Genomic DNA, 23,615 nt, shown 5'->3' on the forward strand with positions numbered 1-23,615 from the left:
GGAAGGCGAACTGGGCTCTAACCCCCGGTTTATCATCAGTTCCCGTTACGACGACGGCTTCAAGCTTTACTACGAGCAATACTGCGCTCGGGGCGACATGGAGAACCGGATCAAGGATCAACAGCTGAGCCTGTTTGCTGACCGCACTTCCAGCACGCACTGGTGGGCCAATCAATGGCGGCTGATCTTGTCGGGCTTCGCCTATACGCTGTTCGAGCGGTTACGGACTTACCTGAAGAACACGCCCTTCGCAAGCATGAGTCCAAGCAACCTGAGGCTCAAACTTATCAAAGTGGGCGCAGTTATCATCCGCAATACGCGTCGCATCCGAGTACTGATGAGTGACAGCTACCCCTATAAAGCGGCGCTATCCGATCTCGTCAGACGGTTGGTGCCGAACTGAATGCTCGGGCGCCTCCGGCCCGGCACAATGGGGGAAAGGGGGAAGTGTGTCTGAACGACGGAAAAGGGGTAAACAGTAGGCTATTTAAGGCGTGCCAATAGGTGTTTTACGGTATTACAGCCTGAGTGCGGTACTGGCAGAGGCGCTATGAGAAATCCGGGCTAGGGTTTCCCTGCACGCCAGTATAAAAATCAATTAAGTCATTAAAAACATATATTTAAATATCCTTCGCGCGAGTTGGCACACAAATAGCACACACAAGTAGCAATAGCTAAACGGGAAAGATAAATGGAAAAGCTTGGTGAAAAACCTATGTGAATAGTGCGATTGCGCCACGCGCTTAATCTCTTTTGCACCAGGACGGCGCAGCCATCGGTTTTGTTGCTCCTATTTATTGCTCTTATCAGGAAACACTAAAACTCTTGGAATAAGCGTCAATTAATCTAAATGACACAGGAGACATACATATGTCTTATCTAATGCCCAGTGAATTTGTCACCAAGTTGGTGGATCAAGGGGAGTCAAAAGTCTATATGGGGACGCGGGATACGCTTATCCGCGCTTTTATGGCGGGGGCGACCCTGGCGTTGGCGGTAATTTTTGCCATCACTATCGCGACCCAAACAGGAAACTTCCTGATTGGGGCGCTGCTCTTTCCGGTGGGCTTCGTCATGCTCTATTTGATGGGCTATGACCTGCTGACCGGGGTTTTTACGCTGGTGCCTATTGCATGGCTCGACAAAAGGCCCGGGGTTACCCTGCCGCGAATGCTGAAGTGCTGGGCGCTGGTGGGGCTCGGCAACCTGGGAGGCGCCCTGTTTATCGCCACCTTTGGCTATCTGAATTTCACCATGGGCGGTACCGAGGAGATCAACGCTGTCGGCCAAACGATGATGAACGTGGGTGAAAGTCGCACAGTGGGTTACCAGGAGGCGGGACTTGCCGGTTGGATTGTGCTCTTCCTGAGAGGCATGTTCTGCAACTGGATGGTATCCATGGGCGTCGTAGGTGCCGCCATCTCGACAACGGTTTCCGGCAAAATCATGGCCATGTGGATGCCGATCATCGTGTTTTTCTATCTTGGTTTTGAGCACTCCGTGGTCAACATGTTCCTGTTCCCCATTGGCCTGATGATGGGCGCCGATTTCACCCTGTATCAATACATTATGTGGAACGAAATCCCTACGGTACTGGGCAACTTGGTTGGCGGTCTGACGCTGGTAGGTTTGGTGCTCTATACCACCCACGTCCGTACTCAGCCCAAAAAAGTGTTGTCTTGATCCAGTCGCCAAAAAAAGGGCGTCACTCGCCTTCCACTCTAGAGGAGAACCATAATGGATAAGCTCGAAATGCGTCACACCCTGCTCGCCGCCAAAGCGCGCAACAAAATGAGCTGGGACGATATTGGTAAAGCGGTTGGCATGTCGCCGGTGTGGGTGGCCTCCGCCTGCTACGGCATGAACAGCGCCAGCGCCGATATCGCCCATAAGATTTGCGATACCCTAGGTGTGGAGAACGATGTTGCCGTTGCCCTGGTAGCCTTCCCCACCAAAGCCTGGGATGAAGCGATCCCCCAGGATCCATTTATCTACCGCCTATATGAGGTCGTCGGTGTGTACGGGGAGACCCTGAAAGACGTCGTGCAGGAAAAGTTTGGCGACGGCATTATGAGCGCCATCGACTTCACCATGGAGGTCGACAAAGTCGAAGACCCCAAGGGCGACCGGGTACTGCTCACTTTGAACGGCAAGTTTTTGCCCTATAAATCTTGGTAAAACACAAGTGCTGGTAAGGCTCAGGTGAAAGACTCGAGCCTCGCCACGCTGCGTTCAACCGCCGAGCGATAACCAGCACCGAACAGCAGCAGGTGATTCAGCAACGGATAAAGCTGAAACAGCGCTTCACGCCTCGACCAGTCGGTCGGGGCGTCGCCGTCCCAGTAGGCGTCAAAAAACGCTTCGCCCGGCGAGCCAAATAGCGTCAGCATCGCCACGTCTACCTCTGGGTAGTGGCGATACACCGCTGGATCGATAATCGCTGGCCCCTTGGTCGTGAAGAGCACATTCCCCGACCATAGGTCACCATGCAGCAAACTGGGCGGTGCATCGGATAACCAGCTCTCCAAATCCTGGGCCAAGCGCTCGATTCGCCCTCGCAATTCACCATCTAACAGCCCTTGCTGGTAACACGCTTCACACAGCGGTAATAAACGACGCTCGCGCTGGAAGGCCCGTCCGTCATTAAGGGGAGCATTCGGCTGGGGCGTTTGCCCGCAGGCGTTATCCTGATGCCAGCCGTGGGCATCGCCAATCACACTGTGCAAACCGCGTAGCCCTTCGCCAAGCGCTGCTTCACTTTTCGCCCCACTGGGCACGGTGTCCAACGACTCAATGACCAGCCAGCCCGCTGACAACCCTAAGATCTCCGGCACCGCAAGCTTCTCGCAGGCACTTCGCAAGGCACGCAGTCCCTCGGCTTCGCCGTTTAGCCGCGCTGCGTCGTCGTGCTTAATCACCACCTGCCCCTGGCGCGTCTCCAGACGGTACACCGCGGCGATATCTCCCCCACTGAGCGGCTGCAAATTGCCAGTGGGGGTTAAGTCGATAGATTCCAATAGCTGGCTCAGGGTGGCATCCATGAGACTTTCTCCCTGTCCCCGAATGAATAACTGCGTCGGGGTTAGGGTGCACCCTAACCCCGACACCATGGGCTAACCTGTATGTTAGCCCAGCCGTTTATCGATCAGGCTCTCTAGCTCAAGCTGGTCATCGTGGAAGCGGCGGATACCTTCGGCCAGTTTGTCGGTGGCCATGGCGTCCTGACTGTGGCCCCAGCGGAAAGCGGCCTCGTTCAACGGTTCAACTGGTTTACCGCGGCCTTCGCCAGATTGAATCTGCGCATTTACGCTGCCTTCTGTTGCGTCCAGTTCCTCCAACAGCGCCGGCGAAATCGTCAGCCGTGGGCAGCCTGCCAGGGCAAGTACCTGGCCGGTGGTGCGGAAGCTTGCGCCCATGACCACGGTTTCATAGCCGCCCTGGTTGGCACGCTGGCAAACGCCTTGCACAAACTGAACGCCCGGGTCGTTTTCCGGCGTGTAATCATTGCCGGTCTCTTTTTTGTACCAATCGGTCACGCGGCCAACAAAGGGAGAGATCAGAAACACCCCGGCATCAAAGCACGCCTGGGCCTGGGCATCGCTGAACAGCAGCGTCAGGTTGCATTGAATGCCCTCGCGCTCTAGCACCTCGGCGGCACGAATGCCTTCCCAGGTAGACGCCAGCTTGATGAGCACGCGATCCCGCGACACACCGCGGGCATCGTACAACTCGATTAACTCGTGGGCTTTGGCAATGCTGGCCTGGGTATCAAACGACAGCCGCGCAGCGACTTCGGTAGACACACGCCCAGGCACAACGGCTGCTATCTCGCTGCCCATGGCTACCGCCAGGCGATCAACGGCATGCTTAACCTGCTCTTCACGGCTGCCACCTGAGGCTTTTACGCTGCTTAGCTCTTCGTCAATCAGCGCTTGGTAACCGGACAGGCTAAACGCCTTGAGCAACAGCGAAGGATTGGTGGTGGCATCCTGAGGCTGATAACGACGAATAGCGTCAAGATCACCGGTGTCGGCGACGACAAGCGAATGTTGCTTCAACTGTTGCAGCTGGCTGGTCATAAAATCTCCTTGATATTCGTCAAATGCTTAATAATCACTTCACGCCGCCATGGCGTTGTTCAAGTGCTGCGCAGTAGCGCGCATAAATCGGTTGGTAGGCGGCCACCCGCTCCGGATGAGGGTCGGCCAGTGACTGGGCATCCAGGTGGACTAATTTTTCACACAGCGCTTCCAGGGTGACGCCCTCTGAACGCTGGTCGCACCAGGCCGCCTGTATCGCGGCGCCTAGCGCGGCCGCATCGGTAATTTCGGGGCAAATCACCTGGGTGTCGGTAATATCCGCCACCATCTGCCGCCACACGGGGCTTTTAGCGCCGCCACCGATCAGCCGAATCTGACTGGCCCCGGCGGTTAAATCACCCAGCAATTCCAGCCCATAGCGTAGCCCGAAAGTGGCCCCCTCCACCACCGCCCGGCACACATTAGCCTGGGTGGTATTAAGACTGGTCAGGCCAAGGAAGTCCGCCGAGGCATCCGGCAGCATGGGCACCCGCTCGCCGTTGAAAAATGGCAGCACGGTAACACCCTCGGCGCCTATGGGCGCGCTGGCCACTTTCTCTCCAAAAGCCGCCAAGTCTAAACCAAACAGCTCGCGTACCCGCGTAGTGGCCGACGTGACGTTCATGGTGCAGATCAGCGGTAGCCAGCCGCCGGTGCTGGAGCAGAAGTTGGCAACCATTGCGCTATCGCACTCAACAGGCGTCGCCGAATACGCGCAAACAGTACCGGAAGTACCTAAACTCAGCGTGATCAGCCCCGGGGTAATATTGCCGGTACCGATAGCGCCGAGCATATTGTCGCCGCCACCGGAGGAGACGACCACCTGATCGCCAAGCCCTAGTTCCCGGGCCACTTCTGAGCGTACATAACCTACCGGCTCATGGGCGTTCAGTACTCGGGGCAACACTCGAGTCGGGTCTAATTCTGGGGCTATCTCTGAAAAAACATCCAGCTGCCAGCAGCGCTTGCGGGTATCGAAGTAGCCAGTGCCCGACGCATCGCCCGCTTCGGTGACGCGTTCTCCGGTAAGCCAGAAATTGAGGTAGTCGTGGGGTAGGAGCAGGCTCTCGATGCGTTTGTATGCATCCGGCTGACGCTCGCGCAACCAGGCGACCTTAGAGGCTGTATAACCGGTTTGCAGCACCAGCCCCAACCTGTCCAGACAGCCTGCTTCGCCACCCAGGCGGGTAACCAGATCAGCGTTCTGGGCACTGGTCTCGGTATCGCACCATAGCTTGGCGGGGTATACCGGCACGCCATCCCCATCGAGCGCCACCATACCGTGCTGCTGGCCGGAAACCCCGATACCGCGCACTTGGCTCGCCGATACAGCGGCTTTGTCCAGCGCGGCAAAAAACGCCTCTTTCAGGGCCGTCAGCCACTCGGCAGGCGATTGCTCGCGACGACCATTTTCGCCTTCGTCCAGGTGATGACCACGGCTTGCTTCAGCGAGTATTTTGCCTTGCTCAACGTCTACCACTACTACCTTGGTACTCTGAGTACCGCAATCGACCCCGATATACATCAAAACGTCCCCTTAGATGCCGCCAGACCTTCTAGCGTAGCGCGTGCGCCGCGTTCGTGCAGTGACTTCAGGGCGGTTAAATAGGCTTTAACAAAACGCGGAGCGTCGATTAAATCGCCAAACAGCTCACGGTTTTCGATAAAGGCCGTGGGCCGCGAGCGATTTTCGGCAGCAATCGCCATTAACGGCGCTTTTAAACGATCGACGATTTCAATCGGCTCGCCCTGCTCGTCTACCCCCTCAGCGTAGCGTGCCCAGCTGGCCACCACCGCAGCACTGCGTTCTATCTCGCCGTCCTGAGCCAACTGCTGGCGAATCACTGGCACTAACCATTTGGGAATGCGATCAGAGCTCTCGGCACAGAGTCGCGCCAAAGTATCTTTGATCTGCGGGTTGGCGAAACGCTCAATCAACGTTAAACGATAGCTTTCAAGATCGACCCCAGGTACCGGCGCCAGAGTGGGTGTGCCCTCTTCGCGCATATAACCAAGTAAAAAATCGACAAATAGCGGATCCTGACACACCTCGTGGGCGTAGCGGTATCCGGCTAAATAGCCAAAATAGGTCAACGCTTGGTGACTGGCGTTGAGCAGGCGCAGCTTCATCAATTCGTAGGGCTCGACATCCTCCACGACTTGGACACCCACTTTATCAAACGCTGGGCGCCCGAGGGAGAAGTGATCTTCCAATACCCACTGGGTGAAGGGTTCGCAGACTACCGGCCAAGCGTCCTCTACACCAAAGCGCTGACTCAGTTCGTCAATATCCGTGGTCGACGTTACCGGCGTAATACGATCCACCATCGCGTTGGGGAACGCTACCTCGGCTGCCAGCCAGGCGCCTAACTCGGCATCCCGCGCCTGGGCATAGGCGCCGAACATGCGCTTGGCCACGTCGCCGTTGCCTTGAATGTTATCGCAGGACATTACGGTAAACGGTGCGATGCCCCGGGCACGGCGGCGGGCAAGTGCCTCCACCACTAGCCCGAAACTGGTAGTGGGCTGAGTGGGATTAGCAAGATCAGCCTCGACCTGAGGGTTTTCAAGATCGAATTCGCCGCTCACCGGGTGAAAGTTGTAACCGCCCTCGGTCACCGTCAGCGACACAATACGAATCGCCGGATCGGCCATCTGCTCAATCACGGCCTCAGTCTCTTCCGGCGCAAACAGGTAGTTCACTATGCTGCCAATGACTCTTGGTTCGTACTGGCCGTCAGGATGTTTGACCACCAGGGTGTAGAGATAGTCCTGCGCTGCCAGCGCCTGCTGCATGCGTTTATCGCCAGGCATCACGCCCACGCCCACAATGCCCCAGTCCAGCGCTTCGCCCTGGTTCATCAACGTATCCAGGTACATCGCTTGGTGGGCGCGGTGAAAGCCGCCTACCCCGATATGCACAATACCGGGGGTAAGCGTTTTGCGGTCATAGGTTGGTTTGGCAACATCGACGGTTAGCTTGCCCAGGTTGTGATTGTTAAGACGGGTCATGGGACTCTCCAGCCAAGGCCTACTTGGCGCGATTGGGTGAATAAAAGCGGATAAAGACGATATACGAGCACTAGCGCCAGCGCTGGTCAGGCGGTAAACAGCAACTTTTCACTAACTGCGCGTTGAGCATATCTTTATGGTGGGTGCGCTCCAGCGCCCCAGCGCGATCCTGGCCCATTTCAAGCCAGCGATTGATCAGCCGATCAACCAGCACGACGTCGTCGACATCTATAAACAGCGTCCAATCGAACAGCGGGCGCAGTTCACGCCAAGGGGACCGGTCAAGCAGTAGGTAGTTGCCCTCGACAATAACGATGCGCTGTTCAAGGGTAATCAGACGTCCACCGGCACGGGCTAAGTCCAGCGGGCGATCAAACACCGGCACCGCTACCGTGTGGCTAGCGTGGCGGATGCGTTCGAGGTCGCAGCGAAGTCCCTCCACATCGAAGGTATGGGGCGCACCTTTTACCGGCACCTGCTGCTCGCCCAGCACGGCGTTATCGAAGTGGTAGCCGTCCATGGGCACTAGCCCAGCTTGGCCTGGCAGGCGTTGATTAATGGCAGCGCAGAGCTGAGCGCTGCGGTAGGATTTTCCTGCCCCCGGTGGCCCTGCCAGCGCTACCAGATAGCGTGAGGCGCCTTCAGCGGCGCCAATAATCTGCCGGGCTAAGGTATCTAGATCAGGGGTCATGACCATCTCAGCTCATCCAGTTGCCGCCATCGACATTGAGCGTCTGAGCGACCACGTAGTCACTGTCTTGGCTGGCCAAAAACACGGCGGCGCCAGTGTGATCTTCGGGAAGCCCCATACGCCCAAACGGCACTGCCTCACCCACGAGGCGCTTCTTCTCGCCGAGTGGGCGGTTTTCATAGCGGGCAAACAGCGCGTCGACTTCTTCCCACATCGGCGTATCCACCACGCCGGGGGCGATGCCATTAACGTTGATGCGGTGTTTGATGAGATCCAAGCCGCTGGATTGGGTGAGGCTGATGACAGCGGCTTTGCTAGCGCAGTAAACGCTTACCAGTGCTTCACCGCGACGACCTGCCTGGGAAGCCATATTGATAATTTTTCCCCCCTGGCCGCGGGCCACCATCGAACGGGCAACCGCTTGCAGGGTGAAGAACATTCCTTTGGTATTGACCGCAAACTGCTTGTCGAAGCTCGCCTCGGCCACCTCAAGCACCGGCGCCATATCAAAGACGGCGGCGTTATTGACCAGAATATCGATGCCGCCAAAGCGCTTGTTTACCGCCTCTACCATGGCATCTATCGAGGCCTGAACGCAGACATTGAGCTCAACCCCCATCACCTTTTCACTAGGCGCCTGCTGCTGCAGTGTCGCCACTGCATCATCAATGTCAAGGCGATCAATATCCGCCACCACAACGCTGGCGCCTTCGCTTATATAGCGCTGGGCAATGGCCAATCCGATGCCCCGCGCGCCGCCGGTAATCACCGCGACTTTGTTGTTTAGCTTCATCGTTATGCTCTCATTTATCGCTGCGCCGTTATTGCCGGAAACCCTTCATTAAATGACCTATTGACCACTGCTTTGCCACTCATCCACCAAGGCTTCCAGGCCGTGCATATGCGCTAAAATGCGCCAAGCGCCGGCTTGCGTCAGCCGCGCCGACTGCTCAGCATCCACATGGCTGGCGCCGACAAAACCAATGACGCACATGCCTGCGGCATGAGCGGCGGTTACGCCGGCCACGCTGTCTTCCACTACCAGGCAATCTCGCGGCACTTGGCCTAACTGAGAGGCTGCCAAGCGATAGAGCGCGGGGTCGGGTTTGGGGTTAGCCACCTGATCAGCGGTAAAAATAGGCACCTCGCCTAACGCATCGGCCAGCCCCGTGCTCGCCAGTGACGCCAGCACCCGGCTGCGGCGACTGTTGGAAACAACGGCCTTCTCCAAGCGAATGCTGCGAATCGCCTTATCAGCCCCCTCTATCGCCTTAAGCTCCCGCGCCAAGCGCGCCTCAATGGCGGTATCTACCTGTTCGGTGGCATCCACGGGCAGGGTGTGGGCGCTTAATGCTTCGAGATGAGCGAGAATAGCCGCCGTGGTCATCCCCAATGCCTGACCAAGCTCCTGATCAATATTCAGATCGGGCAGCCAGTGGGAGAGGAACTCCACCAGCATGCCTTCGGCAAGGGCTTCGCTGTCGACCAGCACGCCATCGCAGTCAAAGATGAGTGTCCTCATGCAGGCTCCTCAGAAGGCGAGCCGGGGGCGCGGTTATCGTGGCGGGTTAGCCCTGCCAGCGGATGCTGCTGCAAGCTCGGCAGAGCCAAGCCACTAGCATCAAAGAGATGGGCACGCTCAGGGACAAAGCCGAAATGCACCGTATCGTTGACCCGGTAGGCCACGTGCCCATCGGCCATGATGGTGACTAGCTCATCGTCCATCTGGACATAGAGCGAGGTCTGGCCACCTAGACGCTCCAAGACTTTAATTTCACCGCTCAACGGGCCCTGTTCATCAAGCACCAGGTGTTCCGGGCGAACACCCAGTTCCAGAGCAGCGCTCTCCTCCAGGCGTGCGCCGTCCACCGGAATGCTGCGCTCCCCGCCGCCGGGCAGACGAATACCTACCCCGCCAGGCGCTACACCGGTCAACGTTACCGGTAGAAAATTCATTTTCGGTGAGCCAATAAAGCCCGCCACAAAGCGATTGCGCGGATGGTGGTAAAGCGCCATGGGTGAGCCCACCTGCTCGACCACACCGTCGTGGAGGACAACGATTTTATCCGCCATGGTCATCGCTTCGATCTGGTCGTGGGTGACGTAGATCATGGTAGCGTCCAGCTCATCGTGGAGGCGCGCCAGCTCGATACGCATCTGCACCCGGAGCGCGGCATCCAGGTTGGAGAGCGGCTCATCAAATAGGAAGATGCTGGGGTTACGCACAATCGCCCGGCCAATCGCTACGCGCTGACGCTGGCCGCCGGAGAGCGCTTTGGGCTTACGATCCAACAGCGGTTCTAGCTGCAGAATTTTGGCCGCCTCCAGTACTTTGGCACGGCGCTCCTCCTTGGGCACACCCGCTAGGCGCATGCTGAAGCCCATGTTGCCCTCTACCGTCATGTGCGGGTAGAGCGCGTAGCTCTGAAACACCATGGCGAGGCCGCGATCGGCCGGGCCTACGTCATTGATACGCTGGCCGTCGATCAAAATATCGCCGTCGGTGGCACTTTCCAGCCCGGCGATCATGCGCATTAGGGTCGATTTACCGCAGCCGGAAGGCCCCACGAAGACCACAAATTCTCGGTCGTTCACTTCAAGGTCGATGCCCTTGATCACCTCGGTATCGCCGAAACGCTTAGTAATATTGTGTAGTTGTAGTGTTGCCATGAGGAAAATCCTTTACTTGACGGCACCAAAGGTGAGGCCACGGACCATCTGTTTCTGGGTCATCCAACCGAGTATCAAAATCGGTGCGATGGCCATGGTGGAAGCGGCAGACAGTTTGGCCCAGAACAGCCCCTCAGGGCTTGAGAATGAGGCGATGTAGGCGGTTAATGGTGCAGCTTTGGAAGAGGTCAGGTTGAGACTCCAGAACGCCTCATTCCAACTTAGAATGACCGATAACAAGCCCGTTGAGGCGATGCCCGGCAGCGTTAGCGGCAGCAACAGGAAAAACACTTCCTGGAGGGTCGAGGCACCGTCCATACGCCCCGCTTCCAGAATGTCTTTGGGCATATCCTTGAAGAAGGTATAGAGCATCCACACCACAATCGGCAGGTTCATCAGCGTATAGATGATGATCAGCCCGGTGCGGGTGTCGAGCAGGCCGACGTCGCGGAAGATCAGATAGATCGGTACCAGAACGCCCACCGAGGGCAGCATTTTGGTGGAGAGCATCCACAGCAAGGTGCCTTTAGTACGCTTAGTGGGCAAAAAAGCCATGGCGTAGGCTGAAGGAATCGCAATCAACAGCGCGAAGAACGTTGAACCAAACGCCACCGCTACGCTATTGAGTGCAAATCGGGTATAGCCCGAACGTGCATGTACCGCCTGATAGCTTTCCAGGGTAGGTGAAAAAATTAGCGTGGGATCGGCAATCGCCGCGGTTTCGGTTTTAAAGCCCGTCAGGATCATCCAGAAAATCGGAAAGAAGATCACCAACGCTACCATCCAGCCCAGCACCGTTATGATGGCTCGCTTGCTTTGCGCCGACCGCCATCCCGACACTGATCGGGGCGCTGCGGTTTTGGAACTTAATGTTGTCATCGAAGTACTCCCAGGACATAAGTGCCGGTCTACTCTTCCAGGTTTTTGGCCACCATACGGACCAGGAAGATCGCCACGATATTGGCGAGAATGATCGCGATCACCCCACCGGCGGAGGCAGTGCCGACGTCAAAATCCAGTAGCGCACGAATGTAAATCAGGTAGGCCAGATTGGTAGTGGCCAAGCCAGGCCCACCGGAGGTGGTGACAAAAATCTCGGCAAAAATAGTCAGCAGGAAGATCATCTCAATCATGATTACCACACTGATGGCACGCTTTAGGTGCGGCAGCGTAATAAAGAAGAAGATCGCCACTGGCCCTGCCCCATCCATTCTGGCGGCCTCCACTTGATCCTCATCCAGCGACTGCATCGCAGTGAGCAGAATCAGCAGTGCAAAAGGCAACCACTGCCACGCCACAATGATTACAATCGAGGTCAGCGGCAGTGAGGAGAACCAGTCGACGGCGGGCAACCCGATGGACTCAGCCAGCCACGCCAGCACCCCGTTAGAGGGGTGCATCATCATGTTCTTCCACACCAGCGCACTCACGGTGGGCATCACAAAAAATGGCGAGATCGCCAGTACACGAGCGATCCCGCGCCCTGCGAACTCCTGCTGGAACAGCACCGCCAGCAGGGTGCCGCCTATCACGGTAATTGCCAGCACCCACCCCACCAGGAGCAGCGTGTTGCCCATGGCCTTCCAGAGCGCAGGGTCGGTTAGCAGGTATTCATAGTTTTCCAGCCCGGCAAAGCCTGCCATACCGGGCATTAGCAGGTTGTAATACTGAAAGGAGAACCATAGCGTCATGCCTAACGGCACAATCATCCATAGCAGCAGTAGGGTCACGGCCGGCGCTTGGAGCGACAGCGTTCTCAGCCCACCGACGGTACGGCCGGAAGCACGTGTTTTAGTCATGGAATTACCTGCGAAGTACGAGGCTCTTTACAAGAAGCTCTTTACGAAAGCTGCTCGAAAACATCGATAAAACGCCTGCCTCCGCTGTAGTGACCACGAGGCTGGCAGGCGTCGATCTCATTTATCGTTCGATGTAGCCAGCCCGCTGCATGGTGCGTTCGGTGGCACGCTGAGCACTGTCCAGTGCCTGCTCTACCGTCATGTCACCGGTTAACGCCGCGGCAATGGTTTGGCCAACCTGGGTGCCGATTGACTGAAACTCGGGGATACCGACGAACTGCACGCCAACATAGGGGTTGGGTTCAAGGGTGGAGTCGGTGGGGTCGGCGTCCTTAATGGCCTTTAACACGAAGTCAGCAAAGGGAGCGGCTTCGGTGTACTGCTCATTGGCGTAGGTCGACTCACGGGTACCTGGTGGCACGCTGGTCCAGCCTTGGGTTTCACCGACCAGCTCAATGTACTCCTGGGAGGTCGCCCAGGTAATAAATTCACGTGCCGCGTCCTGGTTTTCTGAAGAAGCCGGGATGGCTAACGCCCAGGACCACAACCAGTGGGAGCCCTTAGGTGTTTCGGCCACTGGAGCCGGGGCAAACCCTAGGCTGTCCGCCACATCGGATTCATTGCCGTCATACAGTTTGCCGGCTGCCGAGGTAGCATCCACCCACATGGCGCAGTTGCCACGGGAGAATAGCGCCAGGTTCTCGTTAAAGCCATTGGAGCTTGCCCCCGGCGGGCCGTAGTCGTTGAGTAAATCGACATAAAACTGAATAGCGTTAACCCACGCCTCAGAGTTGAGTTCTGGGTTCCACTCTTCGTCAAACCAGCGGCCACCGTAGGTGTTCACCAGCGTGGAGACAAAGGCCATGTTTTCGCCCCAGCCCGGCTTGCCGCGTAAACAGATACCGGCCAAGCCATCCTGAGTGCCATGTAGCTCACCAGCCCACTCGCGCACCTCTGCCCAGGTGGGCTGCTCGCTCATCTCAATACCCGCTTCTTCGAATAGATCCGTGCGGTAGTACATCATTGAGCTTTCAGCATAAAACGGCAGTGCGTGAAGCGTATCGTCGTAGCTTAAACCATCGCGAACGGAGGCTAGCAGGTCGCCTTCGTTGTAATCGTCGGGCAGGTTATCCAGCGGTGAAAGCCAGCCGCGTTCAGCCCAAATAGGCACTTCGTAAGTACCGATGGTCATGACATCGAACTGGGCGCCACCGGTGGCAATATCGGTGGTCATGCGTTGGCGAAGCACGTTCTCCTCCAGCACCACCCAGTCCAGGGTGATGTCGGGATGTGCTTCTTCGAAAGCCTCGGTGAGGCTCTGCATAATCACCATATCGTTGTTATTAACCGTGGCCACGGTAATTTCAGTTTGTGCCTGGGCATGGCCTGAAATGGCGATGGCAGCCGCTAGCGTAGTAACGGGTAAGTGACGTGCGAGTCGCATAAAGCACTCCTAATGGGCTTGTATTGGCATTGTTGTCGCCTTGATCTTATTGATCATCTATCGAACAAATGATCGTACGTAAGCAAAAAAAAAGCAAAGCCGATTGGCTTAGACTTTACGCTAATTCATAACCCCTAACGCATGTTGCAGTGCACACCCAGAGCTTTAAAAACCTATAGAGACTCAACAATCTGGCGGGCGGCCACTTCATCAGTCACCAACCCTTTCAGCCAGCCGCCGCGCAGCGCGGCGTGTATCGCCGGGGCTTTCTCGTGCCCACCCGCGATAGCTACCATATGGTGCTTACCAAAGCGATCCAGGGGAAGACTGGTGACCCGCCGAGTAATTGAGCAGTCGATCACCTCGCCGTCTCGGTTCAGCGGCCAGCCAAGCAACTCCCCAACTGCTTTCAGTCCCAGTAATTCATCCAGCTCGCTTTCACTAATAAAGTGGTCTTGAAACAGCGTGGCTTGGCGGTCAATACGCCCGATACCTATAAAGGCGGCTTCTGACTCTCTGGCTACATCGGCAATCGCCTTAAACAGCCGCTGGGCAAGCATCGCCTCTTTTTCAGCCAGCGACTCGGCGACCACCGGTGCAGGCAGTAAGAAGCGTTCTCCGCCGGTTTTATCCGCCATCACCATCACCGCATCGTAGCGGTTGGCCGAACCATCCCGAGCGACATTGCCCACCAGCGACACAAAGCGGTGCTGGGGCCGCTCGACACGGCTAAGCGCTTCTACCGCTGCCCGCACCGAACGCCCGGTGCCCAGCGACAGCGTCAATGGCTCGCTGCGCTCAACCAGTTGCGCAATGCGCTCAGCGGCCGCGACCGCCAAGTAGGAGGCGGCACTGTCGGCGGCATGGTTATCGGCGGGTACCACTTCACAGTAGGTCAAGCCAAAGTGATCGCGCAGCGTGCTGCCCAGCGCCATACAGTGAGAGATCGGGTGATCGATATGGACTTTTACTAGCCCCTCCTGGCGAGCCAGGGCCAATAAGCGCTGTACGCCGGGGCGTGAAACACCCAACTGGCTAGCGATCTCATCCTGGGTCATTCCCCCGACGTAGGACATCCAGGCGGCCCTGGCGGCCTGATCCAGTTTTACTTCAAATTTATCCATAGGGAGGCTCTCGTATCGGTCGTGACTAACGGTTATAGATAACCGTCGTAGATAAACGTCATAAAAATATCATCATACAAAGCCGAGCCCGAGACCCATAGTCGCCTATCCGCTAACATAGCCATAGTGTAGCGTTTCCCCAGTAAACCGATCATTTGGAGATACACCATGTATAAGCTCGCTTTCTTTGTCCCCATAGAAGATGCCGAAAGCGTCAAGCAGGCGGTATTTGAGGCCGGGGCTGGGCGTGTAGGCGCCTATGAAAACGCCTGCTTCCAAACCCGTGGTACGGGCCAGTTTCGCCCAACGGAGGGTGCCCACCCGCATATCGGCTCGGTGGGCAGTTTGGAAAAGGTCGAAGAGTTCAAAGTCGAGCTGCTATGCGATGAAGCGCATATTCACGGCGCCATCGCGGCCTTGAAACTTGCCCATCCCTACGAAGAAGTCGCTTATGATGTGTGGCAGCTCGCCGACCTATAACCCAACCTTTAAAGTGTTAAGCACTACCAAAGTAACGCTCACGATCTTCAGGCGTTACCATACTGATATGTAGCGGAAACTCGTTGTGAGGGCGGTCGGCGTAAAAGTGTTTGAGCGTGCGCTCAATGGTTGTGAAAGCCAGCTCGTCCCAAGGGATCTCATGCTCCTCAAATAGCGCGACTTCCAGGCTTTCCGGCCCGGCGCTGAAGCCACCGACTAACTCAGCGCGAAAAATCATATACACCTGATTGATATGCGGCAGGTCAATGAGCGTGTAGAGGTTGGCTAGCTCGACCTCAGCACAAGCCTCTTCCCGGGTCTCTCTGGACGCTGCCTGCTGGGTTGATTCAGCGTTTTCCATATAGCCAGCCGGCAGCGTCCAGTAACCCTTGCGCGGTGAAATCGCTCGTTTACAGAGCAGCACTTTACTACCGCTAACGGGCAGGGTACCGGCCACGATGCGCGGGTTCTGATAGTGTATCGTGCCGCAGGCATCGCACAGGTAGCGCGGCCGGTCATCCCCTTCCGGGACGGCAAAACGTACTTTAGCACCACACTGGCTACAGAAATTCATCGCATATTCTCAACGGCTAGTGAATAGAAGCCTCGACGCGCTTGACGCCAACGACCGCTGCTGGGTAAAAGAGAACAAAGTAACGGGATGCCCCATGTTAGAGAAACTGCGTAAACGGCTGCAACAGCTGACTCCTCAACGCTTGGATCACATCGTGATGCCCGAGGCCGCCGTGCTGCTGCCCATTGTCGAACGCCCAGTGCCTACTTTACTGTTTACCCGTCGCGCCAGCCATTTGAATACCCATAGCGGCCAGGTAGCGTTCCCAGGCGGCAAGCGCGAGCCCTTTGACGCTGATCTCTACGCTACCGCGCTGCGCGAGGCAGAAGAAGAGATTGCCCTTGACCCCGGCCTGGTGCAACCCCTGGGGCGGCTGTCGGACGTTATTTCGCTACACGGTATTCGCGTCACCCCCTGGGTCGGCATTATTCCACCGGATCTCCCCTTGATTGCCGACCCCGGCGAATTAGACGCCATTTTTGAAGTACCGCTGAGCCACTTTCTAGATGACCACCGTACCCATACCGATGTGATTACCGTCGATGGCGTTGCCCACTACGTGCCCAGCTATCACGTAGACGGCCATGTCATCTGGGGGCTTTCGGCCATGATGCTGGTAGAACTGCTGGCCGAAGGTTTTGGTATGCCAATCGACCTATATCAACGCCCCCTCGGGCCTTTGCGCCACTACCCTGAACGCAAAAGCCGACTATCAACCCCCTCCACAACCGCTTCCGGTTCGGCACCATCGAGATCCAACCAATGACACCCAATGTTGCTACGCCGTCACCTGCACTCCCGCCAGAGACGCAGGTCACCCTTGTGGACGCGCTGGTTGAACAGGGCTGGTATGTGGGCCGCGAGGTCATCGATCTGGAACTTTGCGCAGCGCTGAACCAAGAGTTGCTGCACCGGGCGGCCTATAACGGACTGGATGAAGCGGGCGTTGGCCGTGGCCAACAGCACCTGCTGCGTAAAGATATCCGTGGCGACGCTATTCACTGGCTGGATCGCGAGAGCGCCGCTCAGAGGCGTTACCTGGACGCCATGAGCGAGCTACAGCAGGCGCTTAACCACGCACTGTTTTTGGGCCTGTTTGAGTACGAAGCCCACTTTGCCCACTATCCCCCCGGCGCTTTTTATCAGCGACACCTGGATAGCTTTCGCGGTCGCGCCAACCGCGTCATCTCAACCGTTGGCTATCTGACACCCAACTGGCCAAGCGACGGCGGCGGTGAAATGGTGATTTACCATCCTGACGACCCCAGCCAGGAAGTCGCCCGGGTAGTACCCGAGGCAGGCACATTCGCCTGTTTCTTATCGGAAACCATTCCCCACGAAGTGCTACCCACCCGCTGCCCACGTACCAGCATCGCCGGCTGGTTCAGGCGCAATGCCTCGCTGGGTGGCGTGCTTGACCCCGCACGCTAGCATTTTAAGCGCGCAAACAGGCAGCCCCCAACTGGCTAGCTAAGCGGAACGATTTGCCCGTTGGCCCGTTCCAGCACTTCACGCACCTGCTCATAATTAGCGCTATGCGTGCTACCGCTCTCGTGCTGTTCAATAAGCCCGACAACGTTTAACAGCGTGTCCATCCCATAGGCGGTCTCATCCGTAGCGGTAAACGCTTGGATATAGCCTTTACTGCTGTTATCCCAACCTACTTTGATCGGCGAATCGATAATATTAACCTGGGTGCCTACCGGTACCCGCCAGAACACCGACTCAATATCTTCCGGGTGCATGCGAATACAGCCCCGGCTGGCACGCATGCCAATACCATCAGGCTGGTTGGTGCCATGAATCAGGTAACCGGGAATATCCAGCAGAATAGCGTATTTACCTAAGGGGTTATCGGCACCGGGGGGCACAACCGCAGGGGCGGGATCACCACGCTCAGCGGCTTCACGACGAATCGACTCAGGCGGGTACCAGGCTGGGTTTTCAAGCCGCATGGTTGTCTCGGTAATCCCCAGCGGCGTGTTATAAGCGTCACGTCCAATACCAATAGGATAAGTCTCCACCCGCGGCGCTTCTCCGGCCTCAACATCGGGGTAGTAATAGAGGCGCAGCTCCGCCACATTGATGACGATGCCTGTTCGCTCCTCATCGGGAAGAATAAACTGCCCGGGGATGGTGACCTCGGTTCCTTCTCCCGGAACCCAGAGGCTAACATCAGGATTAGCCATACGAATTTCTTCATAGCCCACGTTATGTATACGGGCAATATCCAGCAGCGTGTCATCTTCGGTCGCCCTGACGGTATACACTTGACCGACCATATTGCCCTCTTCAGGCAACAGAAAATGCCCTTTGGGCAGCTCACTGTTATCGGCTGTAGCGCTCAAGGCAAAAAGCCATGTACCTAGCGTAATACTACTGACGCAGAGCTGCTTGATAGCCTGCAAAGGGTGGGGGTTCATGGTCAGGGTTTCTCCTTTTTATGTGACCTCACTTTTTATCAAACTGAGGATAAAAAGCGAGCCATTTGGAGACGAATATGACCACTGAGCTAGGGCGGGTCAACTCGACAGACTGTCGCACGAAGGCACGGGTGTGGGGCCATGGCAGAAAACAGAAGCGGCCCCATTAGCTAAAAATCTCATTTGAATGGTTGTATTTTTGAACACAGCGGCTAACCTAATAAGTGTCTTAGCGCAGTGAAGCGCAAGACAGCGTCAACTACCCTAATGCAATACCTTGATGTATTAGTTATGAAGGGTAGTTAACTCATTTAGGAATAATAGTTTCGGCGTTGTTATCGCTTATTTTAAGCGAAAATAATACCGCCACTATTGATTTATTCGGGTTGTTACGCGGAGTCGTTAAGCCCGATAAAATCGCAAGGAGCAAGCAAAATGAAAATGATCAAACCCGCTATTCTAGGTACTCTCATGGTTCCGGCCGTTATGTTCGCCGCAGGCACCGTAAACGCCGAAGAGAATACCGCCACCATGGAAGCAACCTACCTGACTGAAACGCCAGCAGGCACTTTCCATTCTGACGCCCTAACCGGTAACCAAGTCAAAAGCAGTGTTGAAGATGACGAAGATATCGGCACCATCACGGACTTAGTGATTGATGAAGATGGTCAGATTAACGCTGTTGTCGTGGGCGTTGGTGGCTTTCTGGGCATGGGCGAGAAAAACGTCGCTATCGAGTGGGATTCACTTGAGCTGACTAAAGACGAAGATGGCGAAAATTATGTCATCACCGTTAATGCTTCAGAAGATGCCCTTGAAGCAGCCGAAGAGTATAACCGCCATACTGACAATACTGATAAATAAGCGCCCGCCGGTAGATAAAAGCCTTGGCATTAGCCAAGGCTTTTTAATGCTTACCGTTTAAAAACCAAGAAAAAATATAAGTCTCACACTAATTAAAACAATAAATGGCTCGCGAATACCGTGTATACGCAAGCCACCTATCAATCATCAGACCAACGCCTAGATTAAGCTTTAAGTTTAGCCGTCATGCTAATATCAGCGTTCAGAACTTTGGTAACAGGGCAATTAGCTTTGGCCGTTTCCGCTGCTTCCTGAAAAGCAGCTTCGTCAGCGCCACTTATCTCAGCAACAACATCCAGATGTATTTTTGAGATATCGAACCCGGCATCACTTTGGGAAAGGGTTACTTTGGCGCTGGTTTCAATGGAGTCAGCGGTATAGCCTTTATCGCCTAAAATCATTGACAGGGCCATTGAGAAGCAGCTGGCGTGTGCTGCACCGATCAACTCTTCGGGATTGGTACCCGGCTCTCCTTCAAAACGCTGTTTAAACGAGTAGCCAGCATCCAATACACCGCTTTCAGTAGACACATTGCCTTTACCGTCTTTTAACCCGCCTTCCCAGCGTGCGCTTGCTTTACTATCCATACTGTTCTCCTTTCCTGTGATAGTTAGCTTATCGATTGGGCTCCGATAAGACACGGTAACTAGACTACCGTGCTACTAGCGTAGCTGATTCCATTGTTTATGCCGAACTACTTATGCCGAATTGCTTATGCCGAATCAGGGTGATGAAGCAGTCTCGTCAGACTCAATAGGAGCGGAGGAAGCAGGTTGCAATGACTCCACTGAGCGCTCGCCGCGCTCTTCAATAGCGGCATCCAAATCAATCATCAGCTCGACACGGCGATTTTCGGCACGGCCTTCGTTGGTCAAATTAGAGGCCAATGGCCTAGTATCCGCGAAACCCTGAACGATTAGTCGTTCTGATGCAAGAGCACCGGTTGCAGTGAGAACGTTGGCCACTGAAGCGGCCCGCATCGCCGAAAGATCCCAATTACTGCGGAATTGAGATGTCCGGATAGGAACATCATCAGTATGCCCATCAATAGAAATCGTCCCAGGCACCTCGGCCAAAAGGGTTGCCAGCGACTGCAATAAGTCCTCAAAAGCGGGCGTAACAGTGGCGTTACCCGAACCAAACGTGCCATTTTCAGAAATTCGCACCACTACGCGAAACTGATCGATATCAATCTTAGCCGCACCCTCTGGCAACGATGTTTCGAGCAGCTTTTCAACACTCTGAGCCAGCTGGAAGCTTTGCAGATGTCGCTGGGTTTCCAGTACATTTCGTATGGATTCCAACTGTGGCTGCTGCTGCTGAGTCTGCTGACGCACCTCGTTTATCAAAGTGCGGTCTGGCACTGCTGGGGAAAAATGCTGCTTTACCGCACTGGTTCCCATCGGTATCTGCATGGCTTCAATATCACGCTGCACACCAAATGCCTTAGATAGCTCATCCGCTACTCGACGAAACTTTTCCGCATCGATTTCAGCAAACGACAGCAGTAGCACGAAAAAGCACAGCAACAGCGACATGAGGTCGGCGTAGGTGATCATCCATGCTGGGATATTGGTCTGTTTTTGCGCCATATTTTTACGTTCGCTCGCCTGCGGTATTGTCTGCTTCTGCGTCTGACGCGCTGCGGTGTTCTGGCGGCAGGTATATCGTCAACATCTGCTCTAGCACGCGGGGGTTCTTATCGCCTTTAATGGCAAGCACTGCGTCAATCCACAGCTCCTGCATTTTGGCTTCCTGATTCATACGTACCCAGAGCTTATCTGCGATAGGACTGGCGATCATCGTTGCGATCATCGCACCATACAAAGTAGTCAATAGGGCAACGGCCATGGCAGGCCCAATGAGTGACGGGTCGCCCATATTGGAAAGCATTTGCACCAAGCCAACCAAGGTGCCAATCATGCCCATGGCAGGAGACACCTCACCGAGTGCTGAAAATACCTGCCCCCCCGCCTGATTACGCTCTAACGTAAGCAGACGCTCCTTTTCCATCATGTCTCTTATCATCTCGGCGCTGTAGCCGTCGGCCAGCATTTGCAGCCCCTGCTGCAAAAATGGCGAACTAACTTCACGACTTTCTAGAGCAATCATCCCTTCTCGACGCGCCACTTTTGATAGCTCGACCAGCTCGTCAATGCTCTCTTGGATACTCGGCAGTTGAAATTTAAAAGCTCGTGCCGCTGCTTTAAAGGCAAATTTAAATTGCGTAATACTAAATTTAGCCAATACAACAAACAGACTCCCCCCTACCACCAGCAACAGCCCAGTGGGGTTCATGAACACCTCTGGTGAGGTGCCCATAATCACAGCGGTGCCCACTAATACAGCAGCCCCTACCAAGCCAATCAATGTTGCGAGATCCACAGCGTTTCCCCACAGTGTAAAAATACTATTATGCTAGTATTTGAGACACTAGAGACTCCCTATAAAAGCGTCAACGTTAAATTAATATCCTCCTTCGTCTTGACTAATTAAAACAGCCCACTTTTAGCACTAGGCATGCTGAGCGATTTAGACGCTGCGGACTGTTACCGACAATTTATCCCCTACTCGAATAACATTGCCCGAGCCTTCGATGAGCGTGGCGTTTTGGCCAAAATGGGCGCCTTTTTGGGTGGGTTGAGTATTGAGCTCAATCAACGTTTTCAGTGGCTCTGCAGGAGCAGGCACAGCCGCCGTATGCTGATCAATGGTGGTGACTTTGCAGCGCTTGCATGGCTTGCGTAACGCCAGTTGAAAAGCCCCGCTCTGCTCTGACAACGTTGCCCAACGATCCTCCGCCCACGCCTCATCGCTTTTTATTACGATATTGGGCCGAAAGCGGTTCATGGGTACTGGTGCTTCTCCCTTCGCTACCAAGGCTTGATTCAAGGCGTCTAATGAGCCCGTAGTGGCAATCAAAAACGGATAACCGTCAGAGAAGTAGGTGTGAGCTGCCCCGCCGTCGAGGAAATCCTCTTCAACGGCACGGGTAAATTCGGTGGCAAAACGTACCATGCTAAGCCCCTGGGCTTGCTCGCCCAGGGCGGCGACCAGCCAGCGCGATACTTCTTCGCTCTCTGGCAGCGCCTTGCAGTGGTCATTCCATACGCTAACTAGACGCAAATTCCCCTCTGGCTCGGCCAGTGGCACGTTCAACGGCTCGACATTGGAATGCGACAGCACCAAGTATTCGTCGGTCAGCGCGACTTCCACGGTGGCGAGTGCCGGGAGTTGGCGCTGGGTGACAAAACGCTGCTGGGCATCCACCAGCATCCAACGGCGATCCCAGGCCAGCCCGTGCTCTTGCAGCGTGCTGTGATTAACGCTGATGCCTTTTAAGGATTTAACAGGGTAGATGTTGAGTTGAGTAATCTCCACGACAGCCTCGCGACAAAAGTAAAAGGCTACTTTAGCCACTCCCGGCCTTGGCGGCTACTTGAAAACAAAGCCTATAGCGTCCTGCCTGTTTCAATACGATAGCCCAGATCGACCACTTGCCGGGCCAGGGGCTCTCCCCGGATCCGTGCTAACAATTCCCTCGCTGCTGTTTCGCCGATGGCCTGACGTGGCGTGACGACGCTGGCTAGTCTTGGCGTCATCACCTGTCCTACATCGTGGCCGTGAAAGCCCGCCAGCGCCATTCGCTCTGGCACGCTAATTCCGCGCCTCAGGCACTCGAAGTACGCCCCTACCGCGACATCATCGTTGGTACAGAACAGGCCATCCGCTGCGGGGTAATCGGCAAGAACCTGCTGCAACAGCGCCGCCCCGACGCTGTAGGAGGAGCGCTGGGTGCTCTGCAGCGTGACAGGCGTTAACCCGTGCTCTTGCATCGCACGATTGTAGCCTCGCTCACGCTGGCGGGTACGCTCATCCAAGCGCACGGCCAGATAAATCACCTGGCGCCGCCCACGTTTGATCATCTCACTCACCATGTCATACGCAGCTTGAACGTTGTCGTAACCCACTGCCTGTTGCAGTGGAGTGCGGTGGGTGTCCATGATCTCCACAATCGGAATACCGGCGGTTTCCAGCATCCGCAGGCTACGTTGAGTATGGTCGCGATCCGAAAGAATGATGCCATCGACGTTGTAGGAGAGCAGCGATGCGAGGCTGCGCTCTTCAAGCTCAGGGCTATAGCCATAGTGAGAAAGCATTAAATGATAGCCCGCCGGCTCCGTTAGCGTTTCGATGCCCAGAATCACATCGGCGAATACCTGATTGGTCAGTGACGGTACCAGTACCCCTATGGAGTGGCTGGTCGCTCGGGAGAGCAAATCCGGCGCGCGATTGGGAATATAGCCAATCTGTTCGGCAATCGAGAAGATGCGTTCACGCAGGCCTTCCGAGACGGTTTCAGGGTCTCGCAGGCAGCGGCTTACCGTCATTTTGGTAGCCCCTACGTGGTCGGCAATATCCTGTAGGGTGGGGCGTTTTTTTTTCAAGTGATCT

At 55.7% G+C, this 23,615-nt stretch carries 26 protein-coding genes; 7 read left to right on the forward strand and 19 right to left on the reverse strand.

Annotated features, from left to right (window positions below; all coding sequences use genetic code 11):
- From QT231_RS07005 to cynS, 3 genes are all read left to right on the forward strand, one after another.
- The coding region (locus QT231_RS07005) for a transposase (RefSeq protein WP_308336196.1) at window positions 1-403 on the forward strand (403 nt) is incomplete at its 5' end.
- Between the two features lie 467 nt (window positions 404-870).
- Window positions 871-1,683, forward strand: coding sequence for a formate/nitrite transporter family protein (locus tag QT231_RS07010; protein ID WP_308336197.1), 813 nt, complete (start codon window positions 871-873; stop codon window positions 1,681-1,683).
- A 54-nt stretch (window positions 1,684-1,737) separates the two neighbouring features.
- Window positions 1,738-2,178 carry a cyanase gene (gene cynS / locus QT231_RS07015; protein ID WP_308336198.1) on the forward strand — a complete coding sequence of 147 codons (441 nt, stop codon included), beginning with the start codon at window positions 1,738-1,740 and terminating at the stop codon, window positions 2,176-2,178.
- Window positions 2,179-2,198: 20 nt separating this feature from the next.
- Here the strand turns inward: cynS and QT231_RS07020 are convergent, their stop codons facing one another.
- The 12 genes from QT231_RS07020 to QT231_RS07075 form a co-directional block, all read right to left on the reverse strand.
- Window positions 2,199-3,041, reverse strand: coding sequence for a fructosamine kinase family protein (locus tag QT231_RS07020; RefSeq protein WP_308336199.1), 843 nt, complete (start codon window positions 3,039-3,041; stop codon window positions 2,199-2,201).
- 84 nt (window positions 3,042-3,125) lie between these two features.
- Complete coding sequence (gene tal / locus QT231_RS07025; protein WP_308336200.1) at window positions 3,126-4,079, reverse strand: transaldolase; 954 nt, start codon at window positions 4,077-4,079, stop codon at window positions 3,126-3,128.
- Window positions 4,080-4,113: 34 nt separating this feature from the next.
- Window positions 4,114-5,604, reverse strand: a complete 1,491-nt coding sequence (gene xylB, locus QT231_RS07030) for a xylulokinase (RefSeq protein ID WP_308336201.1) — start codon at window positions 5,602-5,604, stop codon at window positions 4,114-4,116.
- A complete protein-coding gene (locus QT231_RS07035) occupies window positions 5,604-7,091 on the reverse strand; it encodes a mannitol dehydrogenase family protein (protein ID WP_308336202.1) in 1,488 nt (495 codons plus the stop codon). The genes xylB and QT231_RS07035 overlap by 1 nt, the downstream gene beginning before the upstream one ends.
- A gap of 70 nt (window positions 7,092-7,161) precedes the next feature.
- Window positions 7,162-7,782 carry a nucleoside/nucleotide kinase family protein gene (locus QT231_RS07040; RefSeq protein ID WP_308336203.1) on the reverse strand — a complete coding sequence of 207 codons (621 nt, stop codon included), beginning with the start codon at window positions 7,780-7,782 and terminating at the stop codon, window positions 7,162-7,164.
- A 7-nt stretch (window positions 7,783-7,789) separates the two neighbouring features.
- Window positions 7,790-8,575, reverse strand: coding sequence for an L-iditol 2-dehydrogenase (locus tag QT231_RS07045; protein ID WP_308336204.1), 786 nt, complete (start codon window positions 8,573-8,575; stop codon window positions 7,790-7,792).
- 57 nt (window positions 8,576-8,632) lie between these two features.
- Window positions 8,633-9,304: an HAD-IA family hydrolase gene (locus tag QT231_RS07050; RefSeq protein ID WP_308336205.1), complete on the reverse strand. Its 672-nt coding sequence runs from the start codon at window positions 9,302-9,304 to the stop codon at window positions 8,633-8,635.
- Entirely contained in the window at window positions 9,301-10,452 is a 1,152-nt protein-coding gene (locus QT231_RS07055; protein WP_308336206.1) for a sn-glycerol-3-phosphate ABC transporter ATP-binding protein UgpC, read from the reverse strand. Before QT231_RS07055 ends, QT231_RS07050 begins: the two co-directional genes overlap by 4 nt.
- A gap of 12 nt (window positions 10,453-10,464) precedes the next feature.
- A complete protein-coding gene (locus tag QT231_RS07060) occupies window positions 10,465-11,331 on the reverse strand; it encodes a carbohydrate ABC transporter permease (RefSeq protein ID WP_308336207.1) in 867 nt (288 codons plus the stop codon).
- Between the two features lie 29 nt (window positions 11,332-11,360).
- The gene (locus tag QT231_RS07065; protein WP_226248532.1) at window positions 11,361-12,251 is read right to left on the reverse strand and encodes a carbohydrate ABC transporter permease; all 891 of its coding nucleotides are present in this window, start codon (window positions 12,249-12,251) and stop codon (window positions 11,361-11,363) included.
- Between the two features lie 121 nt (window positions 12,252-12,372).
- Window positions 12,373-13,695 (reverse strand): sugar ABC transporter substrate-binding protein, encoded by a 1,323-nt coding sequence (locus tag QT231_RS07070; protein ID WP_308336209.1) that lies wholly within the window; start codon window positions 13,693-13,695, stop codon window positions 12,373-12,375.
- A 173-nt stretch (window positions 13,696-13,868) separates the two neighbouring features.
- Window positions 13,869-14,819 carry a sugar-binding transcriptional regulator gene (locus QT231_RS07075; RefSeq protein ID WP_308336210.1) on the reverse strand — a complete coding sequence of 317 codons (951 nt, stop codon included), beginning with the start codon at window positions 14,817-14,819 and terminating at the stop codon, window positions 13,869-13,871.
- A gap of 168 nt (window positions 14,820-14,987) precedes the next feature.
- Between QT231_RS07075 and QT231_RS07080 the strand changes: the two genes are divergently transcribed.
- Window positions 14,988-15,299 (forward strand): NGG1p interacting factor NIF3, encoded by a 312-nt coding sequence (locus QT231_RS07080; RefSeq protein WP_308336211.1) that lies wholly within the window; start codon window positions 14,988-14,990, stop codon window positions 15,297-15,299.
- 16 nt (window positions 15,300-15,315) lie between these two features.
- Here QT231_RS07080 and QT231_RS07085 read toward each other — a convergent pair whose 3' ends face one another.
- Entirely contained in the window at window positions 15,316-15,873 is a 558-nt protein-coding gene (locus tag QT231_RS07085; RefSeq protein WP_308336212.1) for an NUDIX hydrolase, read from the reverse strand.
- Between the two features lie 94 nt (window positions 15,874-15,967).
- Between QT231_RS07085 and QT231_RS07090 the strand changes: the two genes are divergently transcribed.
- The gene (locus tag QT231_RS07090; RefSeq protein WP_308336213.1) at window positions 15,968-16,639 is read left to right on the forward strand and encodes a CoA pyrophosphatase; all 672 of its coding nucleotides are present in this window, start codon (window positions 15,968-15,970) and stop codon (window positions 16,637-16,639) included.
- Window positions 16,636-17,304 (forward strand): 2OG-Fe(II) oxygenase, encoded by a 669-nt coding sequence (locus tag QT231_RS07095; RefSeq protein WP_308336214.1) that lies wholly within the window; start codon window positions 16,636-16,638, stop codon window positions 17,302-17,304. The genes QT231_RS07090 and QT231_RS07095 overlap by 4 nt, the downstream gene beginning before the upstream one ends.
- A 35-nt stretch (window positions 17,305-17,339) precedes the next feature.
- Here the strand turns inward: QT231_RS07095 and QT231_RS07100 are convergent, their stop codons facing one another.
- A complete protein-coding gene (locus tag QT231_RS07100) occupies window positions 17,340-18,296 on the reverse strand; it encodes a L,D-transpeptidase family protein (protein ID WP_308336215.1) in 957 nt (318 codons plus the stop codon).
- A 435-nt stretch (window positions 18,297-18,731) separates the two neighbouring features.
- On the opposite strand from QT231_RS07100, the gene QT231_RS07105 reads away from it, so the two are divergent.
- Window positions 18,732-19,160 carry a PRC-barrel domain-containing protein gene (locus QT231_RS07105; RefSeq protein ID WP_308336217.1) on the forward strand — a complete coding sequence of 143 codons (429 nt, stop codon included), beginning with the start codon at window positions 18,732-18,734 and terminating at the stop codon, window positions 19,158-19,160.
- A gap of 164 nt (window positions 19,161-19,324) precedes the next feature.
- On the opposite strand, the gene QT231_RS07110 is transcribed toward QT231_RS07105, so the two are convergent.
- The 5 genes from QT231_RS07110 to gntR all read right to left on the reverse strand — a co-directional run bounded on the left by QT231_RS07110 (window position 19,325) and on the right by gntR (window position 23,608).
- Window positions 19,325-19,747: an OsmC family protein gene (locus QT231_RS07110; RefSeq protein ID WP_308336218.1), complete on the reverse strand. Its 423-nt coding sequence runs from the start codon at window positions 19,745-19,747 to the stop codon at window positions 19,325-19,327.
- A gap of 135 nt (window positions 19,748-19,882) precedes the next feature.
- On the reverse strand, window positions 19,883-20,752 hold the full coding sequence (locus QT231_RS07115; protein ID WP_308336219.1) for a MotB family protein: 870 nt from the start codon (window positions 20,750-20,752) through the stop codon (window positions 19,883-19,885).
- A gap of 4 nt (window positions 20,753-20,756) precedes the next feature.
- Window positions 20,757-21,545: a MotA/TolQ/ExbB proton channel family protein gene (locus QT231_RS07120; RefSeq protein WP_308336220.1), complete on the reverse strand. Its 789-nt coding sequence runs from the start codon at window positions 21,543-21,545 to the stop codon at window positions 20,757-20,759.
- Window positions 21,546-21,692: 147 nt separating this feature from the next.
- Window positions 21,693-22,541: an MOSC N-terminal beta barrel domain-containing protein gene (locus tag QT231_RS07125; protein WP_308336221.1), complete on the reverse strand. Its 849-nt coding sequence runs from the start codon at window positions 22,539-22,541 to the stop codon at window positions 21,693-21,695.
- Window positions 22,542-22,612: 71 nt separating this feature from the next.
- On the reverse strand, window positions 22,613-23,608 hold the full coding sequence (gene gntR / locus QT231_RS07130) for a gluconate operon transcriptional repressor GntR (RefSeq protein WP_308336222.1): 996 nt from the start codon (window positions 23,606-23,608) through the stop codon (window positions 22,613-22,615).
- Window positions 23,609-23,615: the final 7 nt, after the last annotated feature.

Origin of the sequence: Halomonas sp. SpR1 (assembly GCF_031010175.1) — a bacterium.
Classification (GTDB): Bacteria; Pseudomonadota; Gammaproteobacteria; order Pseudomonadales; family Halomonadaceae; genus Vreelandella.